This window comes from Altererythrobacter litoralis (assembly GCF_036324225.1).
Classification (GTDB): Bacteria; Pseudomonadota; Alphaproteobacteria; order Sphingomonadales; family Sphingomonadaceae; genus Erythrobacter; species Erythrobacter litoralis_A.
In genome coordinates, this window is the sequence record NZ_JAZDQV010000005.1 from 110,222 (window position 1) to 131,777 (window position 21,556).

13 protein-coding genes are annotated in these 21,556 nt (G+C 58.8%); 9 read left to right on the forward strand and 4 right to left on the reverse strand.

Annotation, left to right across the window (positions count from 1 at the left end):
- Positions 1 to 12 precede the first annotated feature (12 nt).
- Together VRS74_RS06805 and cueR are read left to right on the forward strand one after the other, a co-directional pair.
- The gene (locus VRS74_RS06805; protein ID WP_435521382.1) at positions 13 to 2,370 is read left to right on the forward strand and encodes a heavy metal translocating P-type ATPase; all 2,358 of its coding nucleotides are present in this window, start codon (positions 13 to 15) and stop codon (positions 2,368 to 2,370) included.
- Positions 2,367 to 2,768 (forward strand): Cu(I)-responsive transcriptional regulator, encoded by a 402-nt coding sequence (gene cueR, locus VRS74_RS06810; RefSeq protein WP_354144495.1) that lies wholly within the window; start codon positions 2,367 to 2,369, stop codon positions 2,766 to 2,768. Before VRS74_RS06805 ends, cueR begins: the two co-directional genes overlap by 4 nt.
- A 160-nt stretch (positions 2,769 to 2,928) precedes the next feature.
- Here the strand turns inward: cueR and VRS74_RS06815 are convergent, their stop codons facing one another.
- Complete coding sequence (locus VRS74_RS06815) at positions 2,929 to 3,714, reverse strand: SDR family NAD(P)-dependent oxidoreductase (RefSeq protein ID WP_354144496.1); 786 nt, start codon at positions 3,712 to 3,714, stop codon at positions 2,929 to 2,931.
- Between the two features lie 28 nt (positions 3,715 to 3,742).
- The gene (locus VRS74_RS06820) at positions 3,743 to 4,912 is read right to left on the reverse strand and encodes an acetyl-CoA C-acetyltransferase (RefSeq protein WP_354144497.1); all 1,170 of its coding nucleotides are present in this window, start codon (positions 4,910 to 4,912) and stop codon (positions 3,743 to 3,745) included.
- Between the two features lie 143 nt (positions 4,913 to 5,055).
- Between VRS74_RS06820 and VRS74_RS06825 the strand changes: the two genes are divergently transcribed.
- From VRS74_RS06825 to VRS74_RS06835, 3 genes are read left to right on the forward strand one after another with little or no spacing between them, the layout of a single operon-like run.
- Positions 5,056 to 5,799, forward strand: coding sequence for a 2OG-Fe(II) oxygenase (locus VRS74_RS06825; RefSeq protein ID WP_354144498.1), 744 nt, complete (start codon positions 5,056 to 5,058; stop codon positions 5,797 to 5,799).
- Positions 5,796 to 7,481, forward strand: coding sequence for a 2OG-Fe(II) oxygenase family protein (locus tag VRS74_RS06830; RefSeq protein ID WP_354144499.1), 1,686 nt, complete (start codon positions 5,796 to 5,798; stop codon positions 7,479 to 7,481). The genes VRS74_RS06825 and VRS74_RS06830 overlap by 4 nt, the downstream gene beginning before the upstream one ends.
- 6 nt (positions 7,482 to 7,487) lie before the next feature.
- The gene (locus VRS74_RS06835) at positions 7,488 to 8,426 is read left to right on the forward strand and encodes a class I SAM-dependent methyltransferase (RefSeq protein ID WP_354144500.1); all 939 of its coding nucleotides are present in this window, start codon (positions 7,488 to 7,490) and stop codon (positions 8,424 to 8,426) included.
- A gap of 89 nt (positions 8,427 to 8,515) precedes the next feature.
- On the opposite strand, the gene VRS74_RS06840 is transcribed toward VRS74_RS06835, so the two are convergent.
- Positions 8,516 to 11,425 carry a TonB-dependent receptor domain-containing protein gene (locus VRS74_RS06840; RefSeq protein WP_354144501.1) on the reverse strand — a complete coding sequence of 970 codons (2,910 nt, stop codon included), beginning with the start codon at positions 11,423 to 11,425 and terminating at the stop codon, positions 8,516 to 8,518.
- 217 nt (positions 11,426 to 11,642) lie between these two features.
- Between VRS74_RS06840 and VRS74_RS06845 the strand changes: the two genes are divergently transcribed.
- From VRS74_RS06845 to VRS74_RS06860, 4 genes are all read left to right on the forward strand, one after another.
- Complete coding sequence (locus VRS74_RS06845) at positions 11,643 to 12,155, forward strand: hypothetical protein (protein WP_354144502.1); 513 nt, start codon at positions 11,643 to 11,645, stop codon at positions 12,153 to 12,155.
- Positions 12,156 to 12,375: 220 nt separating this feature from the next.
- Complete coding sequence (locus tag VRS74_RS06850) at positions 12,376 to 15,540, forward strand: TonB-dependent receptor domain-containing protein (protein ID WP_354144503.1); 3,165 nt, start codon at positions 12,376 to 12,378, stop codon at positions 15,538 to 15,540.
- A 116-nt stretch (positions 15,541 to 15,656) separates the two neighbouring features.
- Positions 15,657 to 16,442 carry a hypothetical protein gene (locus VRS74_RS06855; RefSeq protein WP_354144504.1) on the forward strand — a complete coding sequence of 262 codons (786 nt, stop codon included), beginning with the start codon at positions 15,657 to 15,659 and terminating at the stop codon, positions 16,440 to 16,442.
- Positions 16,443 to 16,456: 14 nt separating this feature from the next.
- Complete coding sequence (locus VRS74_RS06860; RefSeq protein WP_354144505.1) at positions 16,457 to 18,037, forward strand: tetratricopeptide repeat-containing sulfotransferase family protein; 1,581 nt, start codon at positions 16,457 to 16,459, stop codon at positions 18,035 to 18,037.
- Positions 18,038 to 18,154: 117 nt separating this feature from the next.
- Here VRS74_RS06860 and VRS74_RS06865 read toward each other — a convergent pair whose 3' ends face one another.
- Positions 18,155 to 21,538, reverse strand: a complete 3,384-nt coding sequence (locus tag VRS74_RS06865) for a TonB-dependent receptor domain-containing protein (protein WP_354144506.1) — start codon at positions 21,536 to 21,538, stop codon at positions 18,155 to 18,157.
- Positions 21,539 to 21,556 lie beyond the last annotated feature (18 nt).

Consider the following 21,556-nt stretch of genomic DNA (forward strand, 5'->3'; position numbering starts at 1 on the left):
AGGAGAAAGCCGATGACGAATCACCACCACGACCACAGCGCCTGCCACCATGGGCACGCGCAACAGATGCATGCTTCTCAGGCGATTGACCCGGTTTGCGGTATGACCGTGGATCCCGAAGCAACGCCGCATCACGCGCATTACCACGGGCAAGACTACCACTTCTGCAGTGCCTCGTGCGTGACGAAGTTCAAAGACGATCCCGATCGCTGGCTTGAACCACAATCCGACAGGGCCAAGGAACCGGTTCCGCTGGGCACCATGTGGACCTGCCCGATGCATCCCGAAGTGCGGCAGGACCATCCGGGCACCTGCCCGATCTGCGGAATGGCCCTGGAACCTGAAATCGCGACTGCCGATACAGGACCCAGCGAAGAGCTTCTGGACATGACGCGCCGGTTCTGGATCGGGCTGGTCCTGGCCCTGCCGGTATTCGTGCTGGAGATGGGCAGTCACCTGTTTCCATCGCTCCACAAGATTGTGCCGATGGATATTTCGGCCTGGCTGCAATTCGCACTTGCGACGCCGGTCGTGCTGTGGGCCGGCTGGCCCTTCTTCCAGCGTGGCTGGGCGTCCCTCGCCAGCAGAAACCTCAACATGTTCACCTTGATCGCGATGGGAACGGGCATTGCATGGCTTTACAGCGTGGTCGCGTTGATGGCTCCCGATCTGTTCCCCGCGGCGTTCAAAAGCCCGATGGGACAGGTGCCCGTCTATTTCGAAGCGGCGTCGGTAATCGTAGTGCTTGTCCTGCTCGGTCAGGTGCTTGAGCTTCGCGCCCGGGAACGCACATCTGGCGCTATCAAGGCCTTGCTCGGCCTTGCTCCCAAGACGGCACATCGCATTGCCGATGATGGAACCGAGGCCGAAGTGCCCTTGGAAGAGATCATCGTGGGAGATCGTTTGCGTGTCCGGCCAGGAGACAAGGTTCCTGTCGATGGCGAAGTGACAGACGGTCATTCGACACTGGATGAAGCGCTTGTTACCGGCGAATCCATGCCGCTTTCCAAGCAAGTCGGCGATCATGTGATCGGTGGAGCGATCAACCAGACCGGCTCGCTGGTCATCCGGGCGGAAGCCGTCGGCCGCGACACGATGCTTTCCCGCATCGTCCAGATGGTAGCGGAGGCCCAGCGCTCGCGCGCTCCAATCCAGCGCCTGGCGGACCAGGTGGCAGGCTGGTTCGTGCCGATCGTGCTGGCGGTGGCAGTTGCAGCATTTGCTGCGTGGTCGATCTGGGGGCCGGAGCCCCGTTTCACCTATGGCCTTGTGGCGGCTGTAGCGGTCCTGATCATCGCCTGCCCCTGCGCATTGGGCCTGGCCACACCGATGTCGATCATGGTCGGCGTTGGTCGTGGGGCTTCGCTTGGCGTACTGATCAAGGATGCGGCCGCGCTGGAGCGGCTGGAGAAAGTCGACACGCTGGTGGTCGACAAGACGGGTACTCTGACAGAGGGCAAACCGGCCGTCACGCGAATCGTGCCCGCCACCGATTGGGAGGAAAACGATCTCCTGCGGTTGGCGGCAGCGGTCGAACGGGCTTCGGAGCATCCTCTAGCGAAAGCGATCGTTGATGGCGCGCACGGTCGCGCGATCGACATACCGACCGTCGCCGATTTCGACGCGCCGACCGGAAAGGGAACTTCGGGAACGGTCGAAGGCCGAAATGTCGCCTTGGGCAATGCCCGTTTCATGCGCGAGATAGGCGTTCCAATTGAATCGATGGAAATGACCGCAGAGGACCTGCGTGCCGATGGCGCTACGGCGATCTTCGTGGCCGTCGATGGAGCGGTAGCAGGTGTCCTTGCGATTGCCGATCCGGTCAAGTCGACCACACCGGCGGCGCTTGCCGCCCTGAAGGAGGCTGGCATCCGAATTGTGATGATGACCGGCGACAACCGGACAACCGCCGAAGCAGTTGCGAAGCGGCTTGGCATTGCCGAGATCGAAGCAGACGTACTGCCTGATCGTAAGAGCGAAGTCGTTGGCAGGCTTCGGAGTGAAGGCAAAGTCGTGGCCATGGCGGGCGACGGCATGAATGACGCCCCTGCCCTGGCAACGGCGGATGTCGGGATCGCCATGGGTTCCGGGACCGATGTAGCGATGGAAAGCGCAGGCGTTACTCTGCTGAAGGGCGATCTCAATGGCATCGTTACAGCGATCACTTTGAGCCGCAGGACAATGGCGAATATTCGCCAGAACCTGTTTTTCGCCTTCTTTTACAATGCGCTCGGAGTGCCGGTTGCAGCGGGGGTGCTATATCCGTTTTTCGGGATACTGCTCTCTCCGATCATTGCGGCGGCAGCCATGTCTCTCTCATCGGTCAGCGTCGTGGGCAATGCGCTCCGCCTCAATCAGGTGAAATTATGAATATCGGCAAAGCATCGCGAGCAAGTGGCGTATCGGAAAGGATGATACGCCATTATGAAAGCATCGGACTGATCCCGCCGCCAACGCGGCGGGACTCAGGCTATCGCGACTATTCCGATGCAGACGTTCACCGCCTGCGCTTTGCCGCAAACGCGCGCGATCTCGGATTCCCGATCGAAGAGATCCGCGAGTTGTTGAGCCTCTGGAGCGACAATGCGCGCGCCAGTGCAGATGTCAAAGCCATCGCGCTTGCTCGAGCAGCCGAGTTGGGAAGGAAAGCCGATGCACTCGCGGCCATGAAGACAACCTTGCTCGATCTTGCAAGCAAGTGCCACGGAAGCGAACGCCCGGATTGCCCAATCATTGAATCGATTTCCGGAGACGCAACCAAAACCTGAAACAGCCGCTTTAAAGCACATAGCGGACCATTTCTCGCTTCGCCGCAAGGCGCCCCCAAACGGACCGACGAACAAAAACCCCCGCCGTGATGGCGGGGGTCAATGTGGTCAAATTGAGCGGGCCGGCATTCGGCCCTGTTCCAATCGGCTCCTTTGGAACTTAACGCGGAGCCATCCGGATCGCACCGTCGAGGCGCACGTCCTCGCCGTTGAAATAGCCGGTTTCGATCATGCACAGCGCGAGTTTGGCATATTCGGTCGGGATGCCGAGGCGCTTGGGGAACGGCACCGAAGCCGCCAGCGCGTCGCGCACGTTTTGCGGCGCGGCAGCAAGCAGCGGGGTATCGAAAATGCCCGGCAGGATGGTGTTGACGCGGATGCCTTCGTTCATCAGGTCGCGCGCGATCGGCAGGGTCATGCCGATTACGCCGGCCTTCGAAGCCGAATAGGCGGCCTGGCCGATCTGGCCGTCTTCACCGGCCACGCTGGCGGTGTTGACGATCGCGCCGCGCTCGCCGAATTCGTCCAGCGGGTCGAGCGTGAGCATGCCCGCAGCCGACTTGGCGATGCAGCGGAAAGTGCCGATCAAATTCACCTGGATCACGAAATCGAAGGCCGAAATCGGGAAGTGCTTGATGCTGCCGTCTTCCTTGCTGCGGCTGGCGGTCTTGATCGCATTGCCGATGCCCGCGCAATTGACCAGGATCCGCTCTTGCCCATGCGCTTCGCGCGCCTTGGCGAAACCGGCATCGACGTCTTCGTCGCTGGTCACGTTGACCTTGCAGAACACGCCGCCGAGCTCGGCGGCCATGGCGTTGCCCTTCTCTTCATTCATGTCGAAGATCGCGACTTTGGCGCCCTTGGCGGCGAGCGCGCGGGCGGTTGCCGCACCCAGGCCCGAGGCCCCGCCGGTGACGACTGCAGGGGTATTGCTGCTGATTTCCATCAGTTATTTCCTCTCAGATTGGGAAGAATTAGAGCGCCTCGACGATGGTGACATTGGCGACGCCGCCGCCTTCGCACATCGTCTGCAGGCCATATTTCTTGCCGCGGCTGTGCAGCGCATGGACCAGCGTGGCCATCAGCTTGGTGCCCGATGCACCGAGCGGGTGGCCGAGCGCGATCGCGCCGCCATGGACGTTGAGCCGGTCCGGGTCGGCCCCGGTGTGCTTGAGCCATGCAAGTGGGACCGAAGCGAAGGCTTCGTTCACTTCGAACAGGTCGATATCGTCGATCTTCATGCCGGCTCGCTGCAGTGCTCGGTCTGTCGCGAACAGTGGCTCTTCCAGCATGATCACCGGATCGCCCGCGGTCACGGTGAGGTTGTGGATGCGCGCCAGCGGCGTGAGGTTGTGGCGCTTGAGCGCTTCCTCGCTCACGACGAGCACTGCCGAAGAACCGTCGCAGATCTGGCTCGAGCTGGCAGCGGTGATCGCACCTTCGGGGCTGAGCAGCTTGACGCCCGCAATACCCTCGAGCGAGGCATCGAAACGGATGCCTTCGTCGATTGTGTGCATCTGCGTGCCTTCGGGCGTTTCGACTTCGACCGGAACCACTTCGCGTTCGAACGCCCCACCTTGGGTCGCAGCGATCGCCTTCTGGTGGCTCGAGAATGCGAACTGGTCGAGATCGTCCTTGGTGAAGCCGTGCTTGCGCACGATCATCTCGGCACCCATGAACTGGCTGAAGTTGATGCCGGGGAACTTCTCCTCGATCCCGGCGGCCTTGCTGTAAAGGCCTTCCTTCATGTGAAACGTCACGTTCGAGCCCATCGGTACGCGCGTCATGCTCTCGACGCCGCTGGCGATCACCACGTCCTGCGTGCCGCTCATCACCGCCTGCGCGGCGAACTGGATCGCCTGCTGGCTGGAGCCGCACTGGCGGTCGATCGTCACCGCGGGGGTCGATTGAGGCAGCAACTTCGACGCGAGCACGCCCATGCGCCCGACCTGCATCGCCTGTTCGCCGGCCTGGCTGACGCAGCCCGTCACCACATCGTCGATCGCCGTCGGATCGATCCCGCTACGCTCGACAATGGCGTCAAGCGACTTGGCGAGCAGGTCGACCGGGTGCACCCCGGCCAGACGACCGCCGCGGCGCCCGCCTGCGGTTCTCACGGCTTCGACGATATAGGCGGTCGGCATTGGGCGTCTCCTCGCTCGCGTTTCAAATCACCACTCGGTTAGGCACGGCTTACGTTTGCGTCAACTAATCAAGTTGGTGGCGCTCGCCAGGCCGGTTTGTTCCCTTGCCAAGCTACCGGGCAAGCTTCTATCTCCCGCGCTGGATGATGATGAAGAAGCTGTTCGAACTTAACCCTTCGTTGGACCGAGCGGCGCTGGCGGAAGCCTTTGCGCGCGACACTCGGGTCCAGGTACGCGATTTCCTTACAAAGGAGACCGCCGAGGAAATTCGTTCGATCCTTCAGCAGGCGACGCCCTGGGGCTTGGCAATGCAAGCGGATGGATCGACATTTTCCGGCCCGCAGCAGATCCTGCCTCATGAGATGAGAGCGACGGAAGGCCAGCAACGCGCCCAATTGATAGGTGAAGCAACACAGGCTGCCGCTGCACGGGGAGAATATGCGTTCCGGTTTCTGCAATACCCTATTCTCCAGGCAGTACAGGAAGGTTGGGACCCTGGCGGCCCTCACGAAGTGCTACTGGAGTATGTCAATTCACCAGACTTCATAGGGCTGGCACGGGAAATCACCGGCGAAGAATTGGTGAAGGCCGATGGCCAGGCAACCTGCTTTGCAAAGCAGCAGTTCCTTGGAAGGCATATAGACAGCCACGTTATGGAAGGCTGGAAGGTCGCCTACGTCATGAATTTCACTATCGATGATTGGCATCCCGATTGGGGGGGCTACCTGCAGTTCCTCAATGAAGAGGGGGACATCGTTCAGGGTTTCCGCCCGAGATTCAATTCGCTTAACCTGTTCCGCGTACCGCAATCGCATTCGGTTTCCTTCGTCGCACCCTTTGCCCCGCTTGGGCGCTATTGCATTACCGGCTGGTTGCGCGACCGATGAGCCAAGCTGAGGCAGCCGACTGGATTGCGAGGGCCAAACGCGCCGAGCAAGCAGGGGATATTGCGAACTCCGCGAGAATTTACGACGAGGCATTGCTTGCATTTGCCGACCAGCCTGCACTGGCAAACAGCGCCGGGGATTTTGCAATGCGGCACGGCGACCGGGCCAAGGCCGCGAACCTGTTCGAGCAAGCATGCCGACTTGCTCCAACCAATATCGAATATGCCGTAAACCATGCGATCGCGCTTCAGGCGCTGGGCAAGTTCGCAGACGCCTTGGCTTCTCTCAAATCGGTTGAAGGAGAAGCGTCAGAGGGCGTGCCCAGATATTGCAGTGTGCGCGCCACCTGCGAGCGCGCACGGGGCAATCTCGGAGAAGCGGCTCGTTGGTATGATCGCGCGATCAGGCTGAACCCTCGCCATGCCAAGGCTCACCACGGTCGAGCAAGAGTAGCGATCGAGCGGGCGGAAATAGATGCGATTGCCCGGTTCGATCTGGCTTTGGCACTCAATCCTGGAGAAGCCGACCTGTGGTTGGGGAAGGCGCAGGCTCTCGATGTTTCGGGCGACGTCGCCGGCGCACGATCGATCGCGGAGCAGTTGTGCGAAAGAGCGCCAGCATGGGTCGAGGGGCTCAGGTTTCTTGCCCAATTGCGCCTTGGAGCGGGCGAGAAGGATTTCACCAGCCATTATCGTACAGCAGCGGACCGCGCGCCAGATGCGCGAGCCATCTTCCACGATTGGATCGAGCAACTCGCAGGGCTTGATCTGGCGAAGGAAGCGGCGGAGGTTGCTGCGGAAGCGAAGCGTCGTTTTCCTAACGAACCACTCTTCACTTTGATTGAAGCGATCCATGCCGGATCGGCAGGCGACGATGACCATGCGGAGAAGCTCTTTGCTTCGCTTGCCTTTGCTGCCCCACTCCGCAGCTTGCACGAGGCACGGCACCGGATCCGCCGAGGCGAACATGAAAAAGCTGAAGCGCTAATCCATGCAGTGCTATCCGTAGAACCTGAGAATATTGCCGCCTGGGCGCTGATCGGAATTGTCTGGCGCCTCATGGATGACGCGCGTGCAGAATGGTTACATGGCCAATCGGGCCTATACCGCCAGATGCCTATCGAAGGCCATTCATCGGTCCTGAGCGAGGCATCTCCTTTGCTTCACCGGCTGCACGACAAGAGCCCCCTGCCCTTGGGCCAATCGTTGCGCGGCGGTACCCAGACGCGCGGCCAGTTGTTCGACCGGATTGAACCTGAGTTGAAAGCCTTGCACAACGCCATCCTACGAACCGTCGAGCGCTATCGCAGAGAGCTACCCGCAGAAGATCCAACTCATCCGCTGTTGCGACATCGCGTGCACCCATGGAAGATCACCAATTCGTGGTCTGTAAGGTTAAGCGGCGGTGGCGATTACCACACGTCTCACATCCACCCTCAGGGGGTAATTTCCTCGGCGCTGTATTTCGAGCGGTCCAACAAGCGGGAGGAAGACCCTCATGCCGGATGGCTGGAAATCGGAAGGCCGCCACCTGACTTACGCCTTGACCTGCCGCCACTTGAACTGAGGGAGCCGAAGCCAGGTCACCTTACTTTGTTTCCGAGTACGCTCTATCATGGCACGCGCCCGTTCGGCGCGGATCGTAGGATGACGGTTGCATTCGATGTTGTACCGGTCGATTAAGACTCAATGAGCCCCCCCAACGCCGCTTGGAATGAATTTTGGGCCAACAACCAGGGCCCAAATGACCAATTAGGCTGCCTCCCAGCCGGTAGCCTTCTGACTGACGCCGCGCAGCATGCCTGGGATGGTTTTGCCAAAGGCCTGCCCAAATCCGCGCGCGTCTTAGATCTCGCCACAGGGGATGGTAGGGTCATGCGCTGGTTACAGGCGACAAGACGCGATCTAAAGTTGACTGGCGTTGATATGGCAGATCGGCTGCCAGAGGCGCCGCGAGGGACTAAATTGAAGGCCGGGGTAAGGATGGAAGCCCTACCATTCCCCCATGCGCGGTTTGATGCAGTAACCAGCCAGTTCGGCTTCGAGTATGGGAAAACCGCAGCTGTTGCGAAAGAGGCAGCGCGCGTACTGCGAACCGGCGGCGCGCTTGCAATTCTAACCCACCGAAAGGATGGTCCGATCTTGGCCCACAATCTGAGGCGGCGTAAACATATCCGTTGGGCCATTGGGCAAAAGGATTTGCCCGATATTGCCAAACGTAGCCTCCGTCTGCGTCAAAGTGGTATCTCCGTGGTCCCAAAACAGATTTTACAGGCTCCCGAAGAAGGCGCACGCATTCACGGTCCGCAATCGGCAGCATGGGAAATCGCCGAAGCTATCAAGCGTTCGTTGGTCCTGGGAATGCACGACCATCCCGCAAACGTAGCGCGATTGATCGATACAATAGCCATGCGTGCACAGAACGAGTTGGACCGCATCACATCGCTCGAATTCGCCTGCGAAAACACTGCGGATGAAAAACCTTTGAGGGGCGCATCGCTGCCGCCGGTTTCGAAACTGTGTCGCACGTTCCCTTGCATGTGCAGGGAGAGTTCCAGGCCATTGCCGATTTTCGTCAGTACCGGCTGCGCTAGCTACGCTCGCTCAAGCTTAACTTGTTCAAGCTAGTAAGTGACTTATTTCCGCTTTGCATAAGAAAAGGGCGGCAGACCGAAGTCCGCCGCCCCTTCTTTGCGCTGCTTATCAGCCGCAAGTCTTTAGAACTTGAACTTAACCGAAGCGAAGAAGTCACGACCAAGCACGTCGTAAGTGCTTGGGTACGTGTTTGCCTGCTCCTGGTTGTCGCCAAGTAGTGTTCCGTTGTTCGTGGAGCTTACGTAAATACCATCAAAAGTTGGTGTCTGCGGAAGCTTGTCGAACAAGTTGTTCACCCCAACGGTGAAGGTGACATTTTCAGACGCTTCGAAAGCGAAGGTCATATCGAAAACATCGTAAGCCGGCAGACGCTCCACCCCATTGAACGAAGCGTAATCAACGCTGTCGTCATCGTCATCAACCGCGCTCAGGTGGCGCCAGCGTGACGAAAGGGTGAAGGGTCCGTCCACCCAGCTCATACGGGCAGTCCACTTATACGACGGGCCTGGTTCACCACAATTGGCACCAAACAATCCAGCGCAGTTAAGCGGATCGGATCCCGGGAAGGCCAAGCTTCTGGACTTCTTTGTCCACGTCCCAAGGACGTTGAAATCCAAGTTAGACGAGCCATCACTCGTAAAGGCTGAGAACGGTACCGAAGTTCTGTAATTCACCTGAAGGTCAACGCCGGCAACCGTGAACCCAGCAACGTTCGCTCCACCCAAAATCGGCGGATTTCCAACGTCAATGATACCACCCGTGCGGATCGAACCATTGGGGTTTGCGAAGAACGGAGCGCACGACGCAGAGTTAGGATCCTGGCTCTGGTTGAAGCAGAGATCAAACTGCTGATTCAACGAAACGGTTGCAATAGCGTCCTTAATTTTGATGTCGAAGTAGTCAGCTGTGACCGTCAATCCGGGTAGGAATGATGGCTGAAGCACGACGCCCACAGTGTAGGAGTCTGACGTTTCTTCGGTCAAATTGGGATTGCCGCCGAACAACGCGGGGATCTGAGCATTAATCTGGACAGCAGTTGTGCCCACTACGCCGGCAGGTACTCCATTAGCGATACAGAGATCACGAAGCGTCCCCGACTGGGCAGCCGTAGTCGAACATGGGTCTGTAGCGCCCGGGAACCCAATTGCCGTTCCCTGGAACAGTTCTGCAACGTTCGGCGCACGAACCGCACGCTGATACTGGCCGCGGAACTTTACGTCAGGGATGGGAGAGAATTCAACACCACCTGCGTAGGTCCAGACACCGCCTACGAAGGCGAGGCCGTAGTCAGAATAACGTCCTGCTGCAGTCAAATCCAAACGCATGCCGCTGTCGGTCTCAATGACCGGGATGCTGAGCTCTGCGAATACTTCCTTGACGCTGTATGCACCTTCGGTCGCATCGCCGGCGTTGAAGCCGATAACATCTCCCGATGAAAGTGCCGTATCAGGAATGAACTCAGACGCAACGCGTCGATATTCACCACCGATAGCAAAAGCAATTGGCGAAGCACTGCCGATCGCAAAGTCCCCAAACGTACCTGACAGGTAAGCGTTTGCCACTTCCAGAGTTGAAGTATCGCCGTTTTGAGCCTGGATCGAAATCGCATCTACCATAGCCGGCGTTAAAGTGCCTGGCCCGAAGATGTTGATTGCGGTTCCCGTACCGTCAAGGCCGGCCTGGAAGGCTGCACGCGAAATATTACCTGCCTGAACGTTCGCATTTCGCGTACGCGCATACATGTAATAGGCATCCCAACGGAGGTATTCGTTAATATCCCCACGAAGGCCAGCCAAGACCCTGAACGCATTGCGTTCGTCTAGGCTGTTTCTGGCACCAGTTTCGACCGTGCGGCGCTGCAAGAACAGGGAAAGTTGCCCGTTGTTACCTGCGCGGGCGCCTGTGCCAGTCTCCGTAGCATCGAGCTGAACCAACTGCGCATAATCGCCAGCTGACAAAAAGGGCTGTATCGTTGCGAGATCGACGTTGAAGGTTCCGGTAACCGGGGTAGCCGCGAGCTCCTGCGCCACCCGGTTGTTCACGAAGGCTACTTCCGTGTAAGCCTCGAGAGCATCACTAATTTCGTATTCAGCGTAACCGCCGATCAAATAGCGCTCTTGCGGAAGTTGAAGGTAGTTAACCGGTGCGTAGTTGTAAGTGTCGCCCGTCCGCGCACGGAACTCTCCAGGGGTGTCGAAAACGACAGCCCCATTGGCCGCAAAATCGGTTCCGGTGCGGTCGCCATTGTTAGGCGCCAGATAACGGATCACACCATTTGGAAGTGTCGACGAACCAAACTGCTGCTGATCGTCTCCGAATGACTCTGCGCCAAGTGCGTATTCCGAGAAACCACGGTCACCCTGAAAGATCGATTCGCGGTTGTAATATTCAGCGTATACGGTTGCACGACCACGGCCGTCTGCAAATTCGGTACCGATGGCGCCATAAATTTCGTATCTGGCACCATCACCGCGTTCGGTGATGGAGTATTGACCGCCAACTTCAACACCATCAACATTCCGAAGGTTGAAGTTTACAACGCCAGCCATAGCGTCTGAGCCATAAACTGCTGACGCACCGCCGGTCACGACGTCAACCGTGTCCAAAAGGAAGGACGGGATGGTGTTGAGGTCAACAATTTGGCCGGTATCGTAGAACATCCAGCGACGGCCATTTACGAGCACCATCGTCCTCGTCGAACCAAGTCCACGCAGATTCAGAGTGGCAGTGCCCGTGCCAGGGTTGTTCGAGTTCGAGGTGAAGCCCGGCACAACCTGCGGAAGGGAATTCACAACGTTCTCGACGTTGACTGTACCCGAGAGCTCAAACTCAGCGTTATCAACAACCGCAATCGGCGCGGCGCTTTCTACGCTTTGACGCAAAATGCGCGAACCAGTGACAACGATTGCGGAAGGCGAAGAAGCCTCATCATTAGATGTGCCGACATCCTGTGCAGACGCAGGCGCAGCCATCATGACGGAAGCCATCACAGTGCCAGTCAGCAGAATAGCTTTTGTGGAACGGTAAGACATTGCAAATCCCTTTTATAAAACGCTCGCTCCAAGCAAACGGAATGATCGAACGTTTTCGTTCGAGCTGCGTTGCAATACCGTACGTTCGCAATCCGGCGCAACGCGTTGCCGGAAAATTGGGTTTCAATTTTTTAACATTGTTGCCCAGTTGCTACAGTTAGCGTTAGAACCTGGCGCTTCGTCAACGCAGTGAAACTGCGATTGTGAGAGAGTTGCTATGATCAGATGTGCCATCCTCGGCTTTGCGGCAAGCTGGCTAACCATTACTTCGATTGCACACGCACAGGATTTCAGCGGGACTCCCGCATACGTCGAAGATCTGCGCTCATGTCAGCTGATTGTCGAAGAGCGAGAGCGCCTCGCATGCTTTGATAAATCCGTGAGCGCCATTTTGGACGCAACTAATTCTGGCGAACTGCGGATCGTTCGGCAGGAGCAAATCGAACAAACGCGCCGCGGTATGTTTGGCTTTGTACAACCTAAGAATGGTCTTTTTGGCGCCAAGGAGGAGATCGATACTCTGCAATCAAAGATTACCTCGTCAAGAAGTATTCGCGGAGGTTGGATCATAACGATTGAGGAGGGCAGTGTCTGGCAGTTGAGCAATGTCCCAGCTCGGCTTAGCGCCCCGAAAACCGGAGATAGCGTAGAGTTTAAAAAAGCCGCACTTGGTTCTTATTTCGTAAGAATCAACGGACAGTTGGGGGTCAAAGGTCGCAGGATCGAATAGCCAGTCCCTTAACCCCGCAGCGACAAAGCTATGCCCACCTTCAGAGGGCAATCGTTGGCGCCCCAGCGCGCGCCGGTGTGTTGCATTTAAGTCACCGATCGGGAGCGGATCCGTGCAAGCTTCTTTAATCAACGATCCACTCCTTGCTTCTCTTCGCTCATTTTGCTTTCTCTGTCTGCTTCCTGCGACCGCTGTCGCTCTGGCTCGGGAGTGAGTTGATATGAGAAAAATGGTAACTGTTTCGCGCGGTCGCTTCCCGCTTCTTGCGGGCGTTGCACTTGGGGCGGTCGCGCTTTCCGGCCCTGTATTCGCACAAGATGCCGAAGTCACCGAAGATGCCGATCAGACATCGAGCGGATCGGACGCTATTCTGGTTACTGGCTCGCGCATCCAGACCGTAACGCCGTTCAACAGCCCTGACCCGATTGCGATCGTCAGCCCTGAAATCGCCAAGAAGGAAGGCAAGCTCTCGCTGGCCGAAGCCCTGCAGACTTCGCCGATTGCGGCCGGCTCAACCCAGATCACTTCGGCGCTTTCGTCGAACTTCGTGACCAATGGCGGCCCCGGCTCGCAGACGATCGACCTTCGCGGCCTTGGCGCGAACCGCACGCTGGTGCTGCTCAACGGCCGCCGTGCAGGCCCCGCCGGCACGCGCGGCGGGGTGTCGTCCTTCGACCTCAATGTCCTGCCGCTCTCGATCATCAACGGCATCCAGATCCTCAAGACCGGCGCATCGTCGGTTTACGGCTCTGACGCGATTGCCGGCGTGGTCAACATCACCACTGGCAAGCGCGAAGACGGCTTTACCTTTAACATGAACACTTCGGTTCCGTTCGACACCGGCGGCGAGGAGTATCGCATCAGCGGTTCGTGGACGAAGACCTTCGATCGCGGCCACTTCATGATCGCGGGCGACTATTCGCATACCAACGAACTCGCGCGCGGCGATCGCAGCTACCTCGCCTGCCCTGAAGCCAACATCTATAATGAAAGCGGCAATCGTGCAGACCTAATCGATCCGCGTACCGGCAAGCCGCATTGCGAAGACCTGCGCTGGGGCCACGTGTGGACCTACAACCTGATCGACAACATGTACCTCGACGGCCCCAACGGCGAAGTGGATGGTGGCATCCAGACCTCGCCAGGCGGTCGCACTGTGTTGATCCAGTACCAATATGCTGACGGGATCGCAGCAGGCAACTTGGGCATTCCCGCCTATGGCACACCCGGGTATGCAGGTGACTTCGGCGCACCGGCGGGCTTCTATCCCACTGGTTATGACGCCGCCTCTATGTCGGTGCAAAACGCATATCATCCGTTTGTCGCAGAGCAAACGATCGTGCCAGAGACCGATCTCTACACGATCTATTCCGAAGGCGCTTATGAGATCTCGGATAGTGTCGAGCTTTTCGGCGAGTTCCTCTACAATCGCCGCAAGACCTACCAGAACGGTTGGCGCCAGTTCTGGAACTTTGGCTGGAGTGGAGATCTCTACGGTAGCGGTGCGGGCAACTATTTCAACTATTGGGGTGACGGCTGGCAAGGCATCAACTTCATCAGCCCGACCCCGATTACCAACCATTCCGATAATAGCCAGAAGGTCGATTACTACCGCGGCGTCGGTGGCCTGCGCGGCGACATTGGCGGTGCGGGTGACTGGAAATACGAAGTCTATGGACAGTACAGCCGCAGCATCGGCCGCTATCGCAGCGAGCAGATCCTGCAGGATGCCTATGACTCGGGCTATTTCCAGTACAGCTCCTGCGTCGGCACCACCCTGCCCGTCTCGGGCAGGCAGTGTATCGATATTCCGTGGGCTGACCCTGAATTCCTGCGTGGCAATCTGACGCAGGAACAGGTCGACTTCCTGTTCGACTGGGAAGAAGGCAAGACCGTCTACACGCAGATGACCGGCGAATTCTCGATCTCGGGCAATCTGTTCGAACTTCCCGCAGGTTCGGTCGCGGTCGCCTTCGGCGGCACCGCCCGTCGCGACAAGATCAACGACACGCCCGGCGAGATTACCCTTGCAGCCAACGCCTGGGGCGCTTCGGCCAGCGGCATCACCGCGGGCAAGAGCGACACGCTCGAAGCCTTCGGCGAACTCAGTGTACCGCTGCTGGCAGACAAGCCCTTCTTCGAAGAGCTGACGCTTTCGGCTGCGGGCCGCGTAACCAATGTGAAGGCAACCCGTGCCTCGGATGGCGTGTCGGACTCCGACAATGGCAACTGGACCTACAAGCTCGGCCTCAACTGGGCGGTGAACGATTGGCTCCGCTTCCGCGGCAGCTATGGCACTTCGTTCCGCGCCCCGGCGCTGTTCGAACAGTTCCTGGCTGACGAGACGAGCTTTGCTTCGCAGGGCCGCCTTGACCCGTGCTCGAACTGGGCTGCCGGACTGGCTGCAGGCACGACCTCGCAGCGCGTGGCCGACAACTGCGCCGCTGACGGTATCCCTGGCAACTATGGCGCCGGCGGTGTCAGCGCAACGGTGATTTCCTCGGGCGGCCTTGGCGTTCTCGAAGCCGAAACGTCGAAGGCTTTCGTGATCGGTACGATCCTGACGCCGAAGCTGACCTTCCTGGGCGATACGGACCTGCGCATTGCTGTCGATTATTTCGACATCAAGGTGGAAGGCGAAGTCTCGCAGCTGGGCGCACGCCAGATCCTATTCGGTTGCTACGACTCCGAGGATTTCGCCAATGAACCGCTGTGCGATCTCTTCACCCGCGGCCAGAACGCTACGGCGATCTACCAGATCAATGAAGTGTTCGATAAGTATGTGAACATCGCGAGCCAGCGGAACCGCGGTATCGACGTTGCGGTGAATCTGAAGCACGACTTCGGCAACATGGGCGTGCTCACGCTTACCGCGGACATGACCTGGCAGCTCAAGGACAACTTCCAGCTGCTGCCCGGTTCGCCGATCGAATCGGACAATGGTGAAGCGGGTTCGCCCAAGTGGGTCGGCGATTTCCGTGCAACCTGGGCGCATGAATCGGGCCTGAGCCTGTTCTACGGCGTCAATGTGATCGGTGCGACGTCGAACCAGAAGGAACTTGAAGACGCCTTTGGCGGCCCGTGCATCAACTCGTTCAACCGCCAGGACACTGCCGATCCGTCAGATGACCTTCCGATCTATGGCACCTATTGCCCCGATGTGACGGCAAGCGCGAAGTTCTATCACAACTTCTCGGTCACCAAGGAAATCGGCGACGGTCGTTTCGAGATCACGGCAGGCATCAACAATTTGTTCGATACACGCCCGCCGCGTGTCTCGGTGCTCAACGGCAACCAGATCGGCATGCTGGGCCCGGTGATTGCAGCTTCGCAATATGGCTTTGCCGGACGGCGCGGCTTCGTGAACCTGACCGCGAAGTTCTGATCACTCCGAACAGACCGCCTGGCGGTCACAAAAAACGAACGGGGCGGCATGGCAACATGCCGCCCCTTTTGTTAGAGCCGTGGCTCGACGAAGCTAGTTCCAGAAAGGCGGACGCAATGCCGCGGATATTGGTCCAGCGAGACACGCTGGACGAAGCCAATGCTGAATTCGCGCAGGAGCGGCTGACGCAGCCGGTCTTTCTCAATTCGGTACCCAAGAGCGGGAGTCATTTGCTGCGCAACATCATGCGGATGTTCGTGCCAGTCGAACAGCAGTATGATGCCGACTTCATCCAGTGGGCCAATCTCAAGCAGCACCTCTCGGCCTTCGATCCGTCAGCGCCCAAATTGAGCTGGGGTCACCTATTTTTCGCCGATGCGTCGGCGATCGAGACAGCGTCCACACGGCGCGTTTTGCTTTACCGCGATCCCTATGACTGGGTTATCGCACGCGCGCGTTTCATCCTGTCAGACCAGTTCGAAAGTAATATCAACCATTTGAGCAGCGGCGCGTTATCGGCCGACGAATTGCTGACGATGATGATCTTCGGATTGCCGGGCAAGCTGCCTTCGCTCAACGATATTTATGAGCTCAACGCGGCGGCCTGGCTCGGCGCGCGTTGCCATGTCGTGACTTACGAAGACCTGCTGCGTCATATCGGCGCGCTTGACAGCGCCGAGGCGGAGGGTTTCTTTGCCGCTCTGCTCGACGCATGCGGGATCGCCATGCCCGACGACTGGCGCGAGCGCGTCCGGCGCGGATCCGATCGCAGCCAGAGCGGGACGGCCCGAGAGAATCTTTCGGGAATTGCGATGGATTTGCCCGATGTTCTTGGAGAGCGACATCGTGCGCTCGTGGAATACCAGGCCCCGGGCCTGCGTTCATTGCTGGGGTATCTCTAAGGTTCTGATACATAATGAATAATTACGGCACAATCAGCACCAATCCGGCTCTCGCGCGAGCGCAGGGGCTGATCGATTCCGAACAGTACGAACAGGCTGCCCAGCTGCTTGTCGGATATTTGCGCCAGAACCCCAATGACCATCGGGCGCTGTCTAAAATCGGCTTTTGCGCCATGCGGCTCGGCGCGCTTGGACAGGCCGAGCATTTCCTTCGTAGCGCGATCGCACGCGGGGCAAGGGACTTCGAGGCGCGCCGCAACCTTGCAGCGGTGATGAGCCAGCAGGAACGCCCTCTGGAAGCGCTGCCAATGTTCGAACAATTGGCGGCCGAAAGCGGCGATCACAGCCTCAAGGCAATCGTAGCGGGCTTACTCGAGAAGACCGGGCGCAGCGATGACGCGCGAGCTCTTTACAAGGAATTGCTGGAAGCACGTGCAGACCATCCGCCGCTTTGGCTCGCATACGGGCACAGCTTGCGGTCTGCAGGCGAGGTTGATCAGGCAATAGCAGCCTATCGGCAGGCCATCGCCATCGATGACGAGTTTGGGGAAGCTTGGTGGGGCATAGCCAGCATCAAGCGAAAGGTGTTCGACGAAGCGGATATCGCCGCAATGCGTCAATCTCTGGCCATCGCGATTGATCCCCGCAACCAGGCGCCGCTGAATTTTGCGCTCGCGCGCGCGCTTCATGACCGGGGTGAGTACGAGGCCGCCTTCCGTCACTATGACGAAGGCAACCGCATCCGCGCCGAAAGCCTGAACTACAATGCAGAAGAGCTGACGCAGGAAGTGTCAGAGGTCGAACGTTTGGTGGATGCGGCCTATTTGAGCGGGCTGCCAAAGGAAGCGCTGGGTGAAAGTACGCCGATCTTCATCGTTTCGCTCCCGCGCTCGGGTTCGACGCTGCTCGAACAGATGCTCGGGAGCCATCCATCGATCGAACCGATCGGCGAATTGCCCTACATTCCGGCAATCCTCCGCTCTTTCATGGAGATGGCCACACGCCGGGGGGAGATCACGGTCACTGAGGCGATCATGCAATTGCCGGATCAGCAGGCGCAGGCATTCGGTCGCGAGTATCTCCGCCGCGCACAGTGGCATCGGACGACCGATCGTCCCTTTTTCATCGACAAGCTGCCGCACAATTGGAGCAACATCCTGCTGATCCGGCGGATCCTGCCGCAAGCCCGCTTTATCGACATTCGCCGCCCGGCGATGGACTGTTGTTTTTCGAACTTCACGCAGTCCTTCACCAGCGCGCACGCTTCGTCGTTCGCGCTCAAGGATGTCGGCCACAGCTATGTCGACAATGTCCGGCTGATGGATCACCTGCAGAAGGTGGCGCCTGGCATGGTGCACCATGTCGACTACAGCGCGCTGGTGGCCGATGCGCAGAGCGAACTCGCACCGGTGATGGAATATCTCGGCCTGCCGTGGGACGATGCCTTGCTTCAGTTTCACCAGCTGGATCGCGTCGTACGTACACCCAGCAGCGAGCAGGTCAGGCGCCCGTTGAATCGTGACGGTATGGAAGTCTGGCGGCCCTATTCCGAGTGGCTCGATCCGCTGCGCGAAGTGCTGGGCGATTTGGCATAGAGTTCAAATCCCGGCGTGGCCCTAGGCCTGCCGAACACTTCACCCATGACCCACAAACAAAAACGGCCCCGGACCGAAGTCCGGGGCCGCAATTGTCAGAGCAGTCGATCGACTGGCTTAGAACTTGACTGAGACCGAGCCGAAGAACTCGCGCCCATTGAGATCGTAGCCATTACCGATCGGAATGTTGTTAATGCCGAACACTTCGTTCGTGTCGATCAGCGGCGGATTGCGGTCGAAGATGTTCGCCACACCGACGCGGATGTCGAACCTGTCGAGCTTAACACGGACCGACGCGTTGCTTACGAAGTAGCTGCCGGCATAACCGATGTCGCGGCAGAATACACCGTCACCCGGAACGATGCCATCGGCAACGAAAGCTCCGCCTGGGCCGGAGTTCGAACCCGAACCGTTACCCAGACAGGTGTTGCCTATGAAGCCGGTGGGCATACCGTCTGGGCCGCGGCCGAATGCGTCGGACAGAGGATCAATCCCGTCAGACTGCTGTTCGGTCCTGCCGATCATGCGGGTCTGCCAGGTGACTGTCACGTTGTCGACGCGGGCCGAAAGGATCGCCCGGCCTGTCCAGCGCGGATAGCCGAATTCGCCGGCATCCTTGTCAATCGTACGTTCCCCAGTGTCGGTCAGGAACACAGAGTCACGCTGGATCAGGTGGTTTGCGCGCAGGTTGAGATTAAGATCGACCGTTTTGCCAAATGCCTGAACGTCCGTCCCGAAACTGGCGTTGAAGTCGATGCCCCGCACCGATTCTTCGTTGATGTTGACGAAGCCCGCGAAGACGTCGCTGATCAACTGGCGCGAGAGCGGATCAGTATCCCATTCGATGAAATCGCAGAAGTTCGAGCGTGTGCTGTCGTCGCGCAGGAAGCACTGGTTGACGACGAACTGGCCGGTCGGCTCTGCGATCGCGCCCTTCACATTGATGTCATAGTAGTTGAAGTTGAAGCTGAAATCGATCGGCCCGAAAGTCTCACCAAACGAGAAACCGGTAGTGAGCGAAGTCGAGGTTTCCGGATCGAGTTCGAAGCTGCCGCCAGAGGTAATCTCAACACTGGGCACCTGCACCGTGGTCGCACCATCCGTACCGACGCGGGTCGGGTCGCGCCCTTCACGGACGCAGTTGGCGAGAATGAACGCATCGCGTGTGTCGAGCGCAGCATTATAGCCACCAGCCAGCGGCGCATAGGCGGCGGTCGGGACCGCACAAGGGTCGGTAATCCCGCCGAAGCCCGACTGGCCTGCGAGGAACAGTTCGCGCAGGTTCGGCGAACGGAACGAAGTACCGTAGGACGCCTTGATCAGCAATTGCTCGACCGGACGCCAGCCGAACTTGATCGAGTAGGTTTCGTTCGTGCCGTAGAATTCGTCCTTGGTCAGACGTCCGGAAACGTTGAGCCGCAGATCTTCGACAAGGGTCTGGCCAGACATCAGCGGAAGGTCGAGTTCCCCGAACACTTCGTAGATGTTCTTGCTGCCCTGAGCACCCTGGTCAGAGAAGAAGCCGAAAAACAGCCCCTGCGCTGCGACTTCATCGGGAAGCGAGGTCAGCGTATCGTTGCGATACTCGCCACCCAACACAGCCTTCACAGGACCGCCCGGCAGTTCGAACAGGCTGCCCTGAATGTAAGCCGAGATAACGGTCTGTTCGTAGGTCGTATCGAAGTCGCGCGTATCGAACAGATAATCGCGCTCCGCCTGAGTGGCGAAATCACCCACTGCGGCCTGATAAAGGCTCGGCGCGAACAGGTTTACCGGGACGCAACCTTCAAGCACATCGGGCTGCAGGTTGGTGGGATCGGCAAAGCCACTCGTTGCGCAGGGCCCGCCAGCAAGCACGACCGGGGTAGCGCGACCGGTCGGGTTCGAGACAGTCGGATCCATACCCAGCGCAAGCGCGAGGCGGTCGTTTCGGATACCCGCACGCGAAGAAGTGCCTTCCGAACGCGAGTACATGCCGGAAACTTCGAAGGTCCAGTCGTTGCCCGTCCCGAAATCGATGAACGGCAGATCGCCTTTCAGGCCGAAGACCCCGCGATACTGTTCCTGCACCGTTTCGACCACGTTGCGGTCGCCCGCGACGCCAACGACCGGGCGGACAGTATAGGACCTGTTGGTCGGGCGCCTAAATGCACCGCCGGCGAAGGTGTAGAGGCCGTCAAAGACGTTGTTGTCGTCACCGCAGTCATTGTTGAGGATGTTACACGGGTTAAAGGGGTTGCTGCCCGGTACATAGGGGAAGAGCTGCGGTTGTCGGCTGCGTGCAGAAACTTCAGCACGCGTGTAGTTCGCTTCGAAGAACGGCGTGATGTTCCAGTCGCCCTCGAAGGTGTATTCGCCATAGGCCATGACGTTATATAGGTCCTGGCCGCTGATGAGCGTAGGCGTAAGGTCGGTACCGTTGCGTGTGACGGCAGAATAGTCCACGTCAAGCAGCCCATCACCATTGCGGTCGACCGGACTGCCAAACGCATCAAAGGCATCCGAGAAGAACGGGATGCCAGTGTTGCCCGCCTGCCCCGTGGATGCGAACACGGTTTCGTCATAATAAATCGAGCTGAAGAACAGAGGGCTGTTGGGGATGATGCGACGCACGGCCGCATCGATGGTGCATTCGGTGGGGTTCTCGCCGATTGCGCCGCCGCTTAGCCTGCGGGTATTGGCGTCATCCGAAATACCGAGGGTCAGGATGTTACCATTCTGGTCCACTTCGTAGTGACGGTTACAGCCGGCCATGAAATCACGGTCGCCATAGGTCACTGCGTCGCGGCGCTGGAACTCGGCACCGATACCGAAGTTCCAGTTTGAACCGGTCTTGCCCCAAGCACCGCTAACACGCCAGTCGTGCCCTGCGCCCTGCTCGTTATAATCGCCGCTGGCCTGGAATTCGAACCCGTCGAAGTCTTTGCGCAGGACGATGTTGCCCACGCCGGCGACCGCATCCGAACCATATACCGACGATGCACCATCAAGCAGCAGGTCATAGCGAGCGACAAGCGATGACGGGATCATGTTGATCGACGGATTGGTCGGGGCGCCTTCGACACCGGCAGGAGCCATGCGGCGACCGTTGATCAGCAGCAGGGTACGGTCTGCACCGAGGCCGCGAAGGTCAAGCGTCTGCGAGCCCGGACCGTTATTGAGCACGAAGCCCTGGAACGTCGCGTCGATCTGGGTGCCTGCCGCCGATTCCGTCTGCTGGAGGATTTCCGCAGCATCGAACTGGCCAGTGTCCTGGAGCGTTTCGGTATCGAGCACCTGCAGCGGGGAAATGCTGCTGTAAGTATTAGTGCGCTGAATGCGCGAACCCGTGACAACAATGTCGCCTTGCGGCTGGGCAGCTGCATCCCCGTCTTGCGTTACGTCAGCGGTTTCTTCCTCCTGACCTTCATCCTGCGCGAAAGCCGGGCCTGCCACAACAAGTGCAATAGCCGACGCAGAGAAGGCCAGCGCCTTCACCGAATTGCTTTGGAATTTCTTCATGATTTCTCCAGTCACCAC

What these genes read in the sequence shown, in the direction of transcription:
- VRS74_RS06805 (WP_435521382.1), top strand. Translation starts at nt 13, where the DNA reads ATGACGAATCACCACCACGACCACAGCGCCTGCCACCATGGGCACGCG.
- cueR (WP_354144495.1), top strand. Translation starts at nt 2,367, where the DNA reads ATGAATATCGGCAAAGCATCGCGAGCAAGTGGCGTATCGGAAAGGATG.
- VRS74_RS06815 (WP_354144496.1), bottom strand. Translation starts at nt 3,714, where the DNA reads ATGGAAATCAGCAGCAATACCCCTGCAGTCGTCACCGGCGGGGCCTCG.
- VRS74_RS06820 (WP_354144497.1), bottom strand. Translation starts at nt 4,912, where the DNA reads ATGCCGACCGCCTATATCGTCGAAGCCGTGAGAACCGCAGGCGGGCGC.
- VRS74_RS06825 (WP_354144498.1), top strand. Translation starts at nt 5,056, where the DNA reads ATGATGATGAAGAAGCTGTTCGAACTTAACCCTTCGTTGGACCGAGCG.
- VRS74_RS06830 (WP_354144499.1), top strand. Translation starts at nt 5,796, where the DNA reads ATGAGCCAAGCTGAGGCAGCCGACTGGATTGCGAGGGCCAAACGCGCC.
- VRS74_RS06835 (WP_354144500.1), top strand. Translation starts at nt 7,488, where the DNA reads ATGAGCCCCCCCAACGCCGCTTGGAATGAATTTTGGGCCAACAACCAG.
- VRS74_RS06840 (WP_354144501.1), bottom strand. Translation starts at nt 11,425, where the DNA reads ATGTCTTACCGTTCCACAAAAGCTATTCTGCTGACTGGCACTGTGATG.
- VRS74_RS06845 (WP_354144502.1), top strand. Translation starts at nt 11,643, where the DNA reads ATGATCAGATGTGCCATCCTCGGCTTTGCGGCAAGCTGGCTAACCATT.
- VRS74_RS06850 (WP_354144503.1), top strand. Translation starts at nt 12,376, where the DNA reads ATGAGAAAAATGGTAACTGTTTCGCGCGGTCGCTTCCCGCTTCTTGCG.
- VRS74_RS06855 (WP_354144504.1), top strand. Translation starts at nt 15,657, where the DNA reads ATGCCGCGGATATTGGTCCAGCGAGACACGCTGGACGAAGCCAATGCT.
- VRS74_RS06860 (WP_354144505.1), top strand. Translation starts at nt 16,457, where the DNA reads ATGAATAATTACGGCACAATCAGCACCAATCCGGCTCTCGCGCGAGCG.
- VRS74_RS06865 (WP_354144506.1), bottom strand. Translation starts at nt 21,538, where the DNA reads ATGAAGAAATTCCAAAGCAATTCGGTGAAGGCGCTGGCCTTCTCTGCG.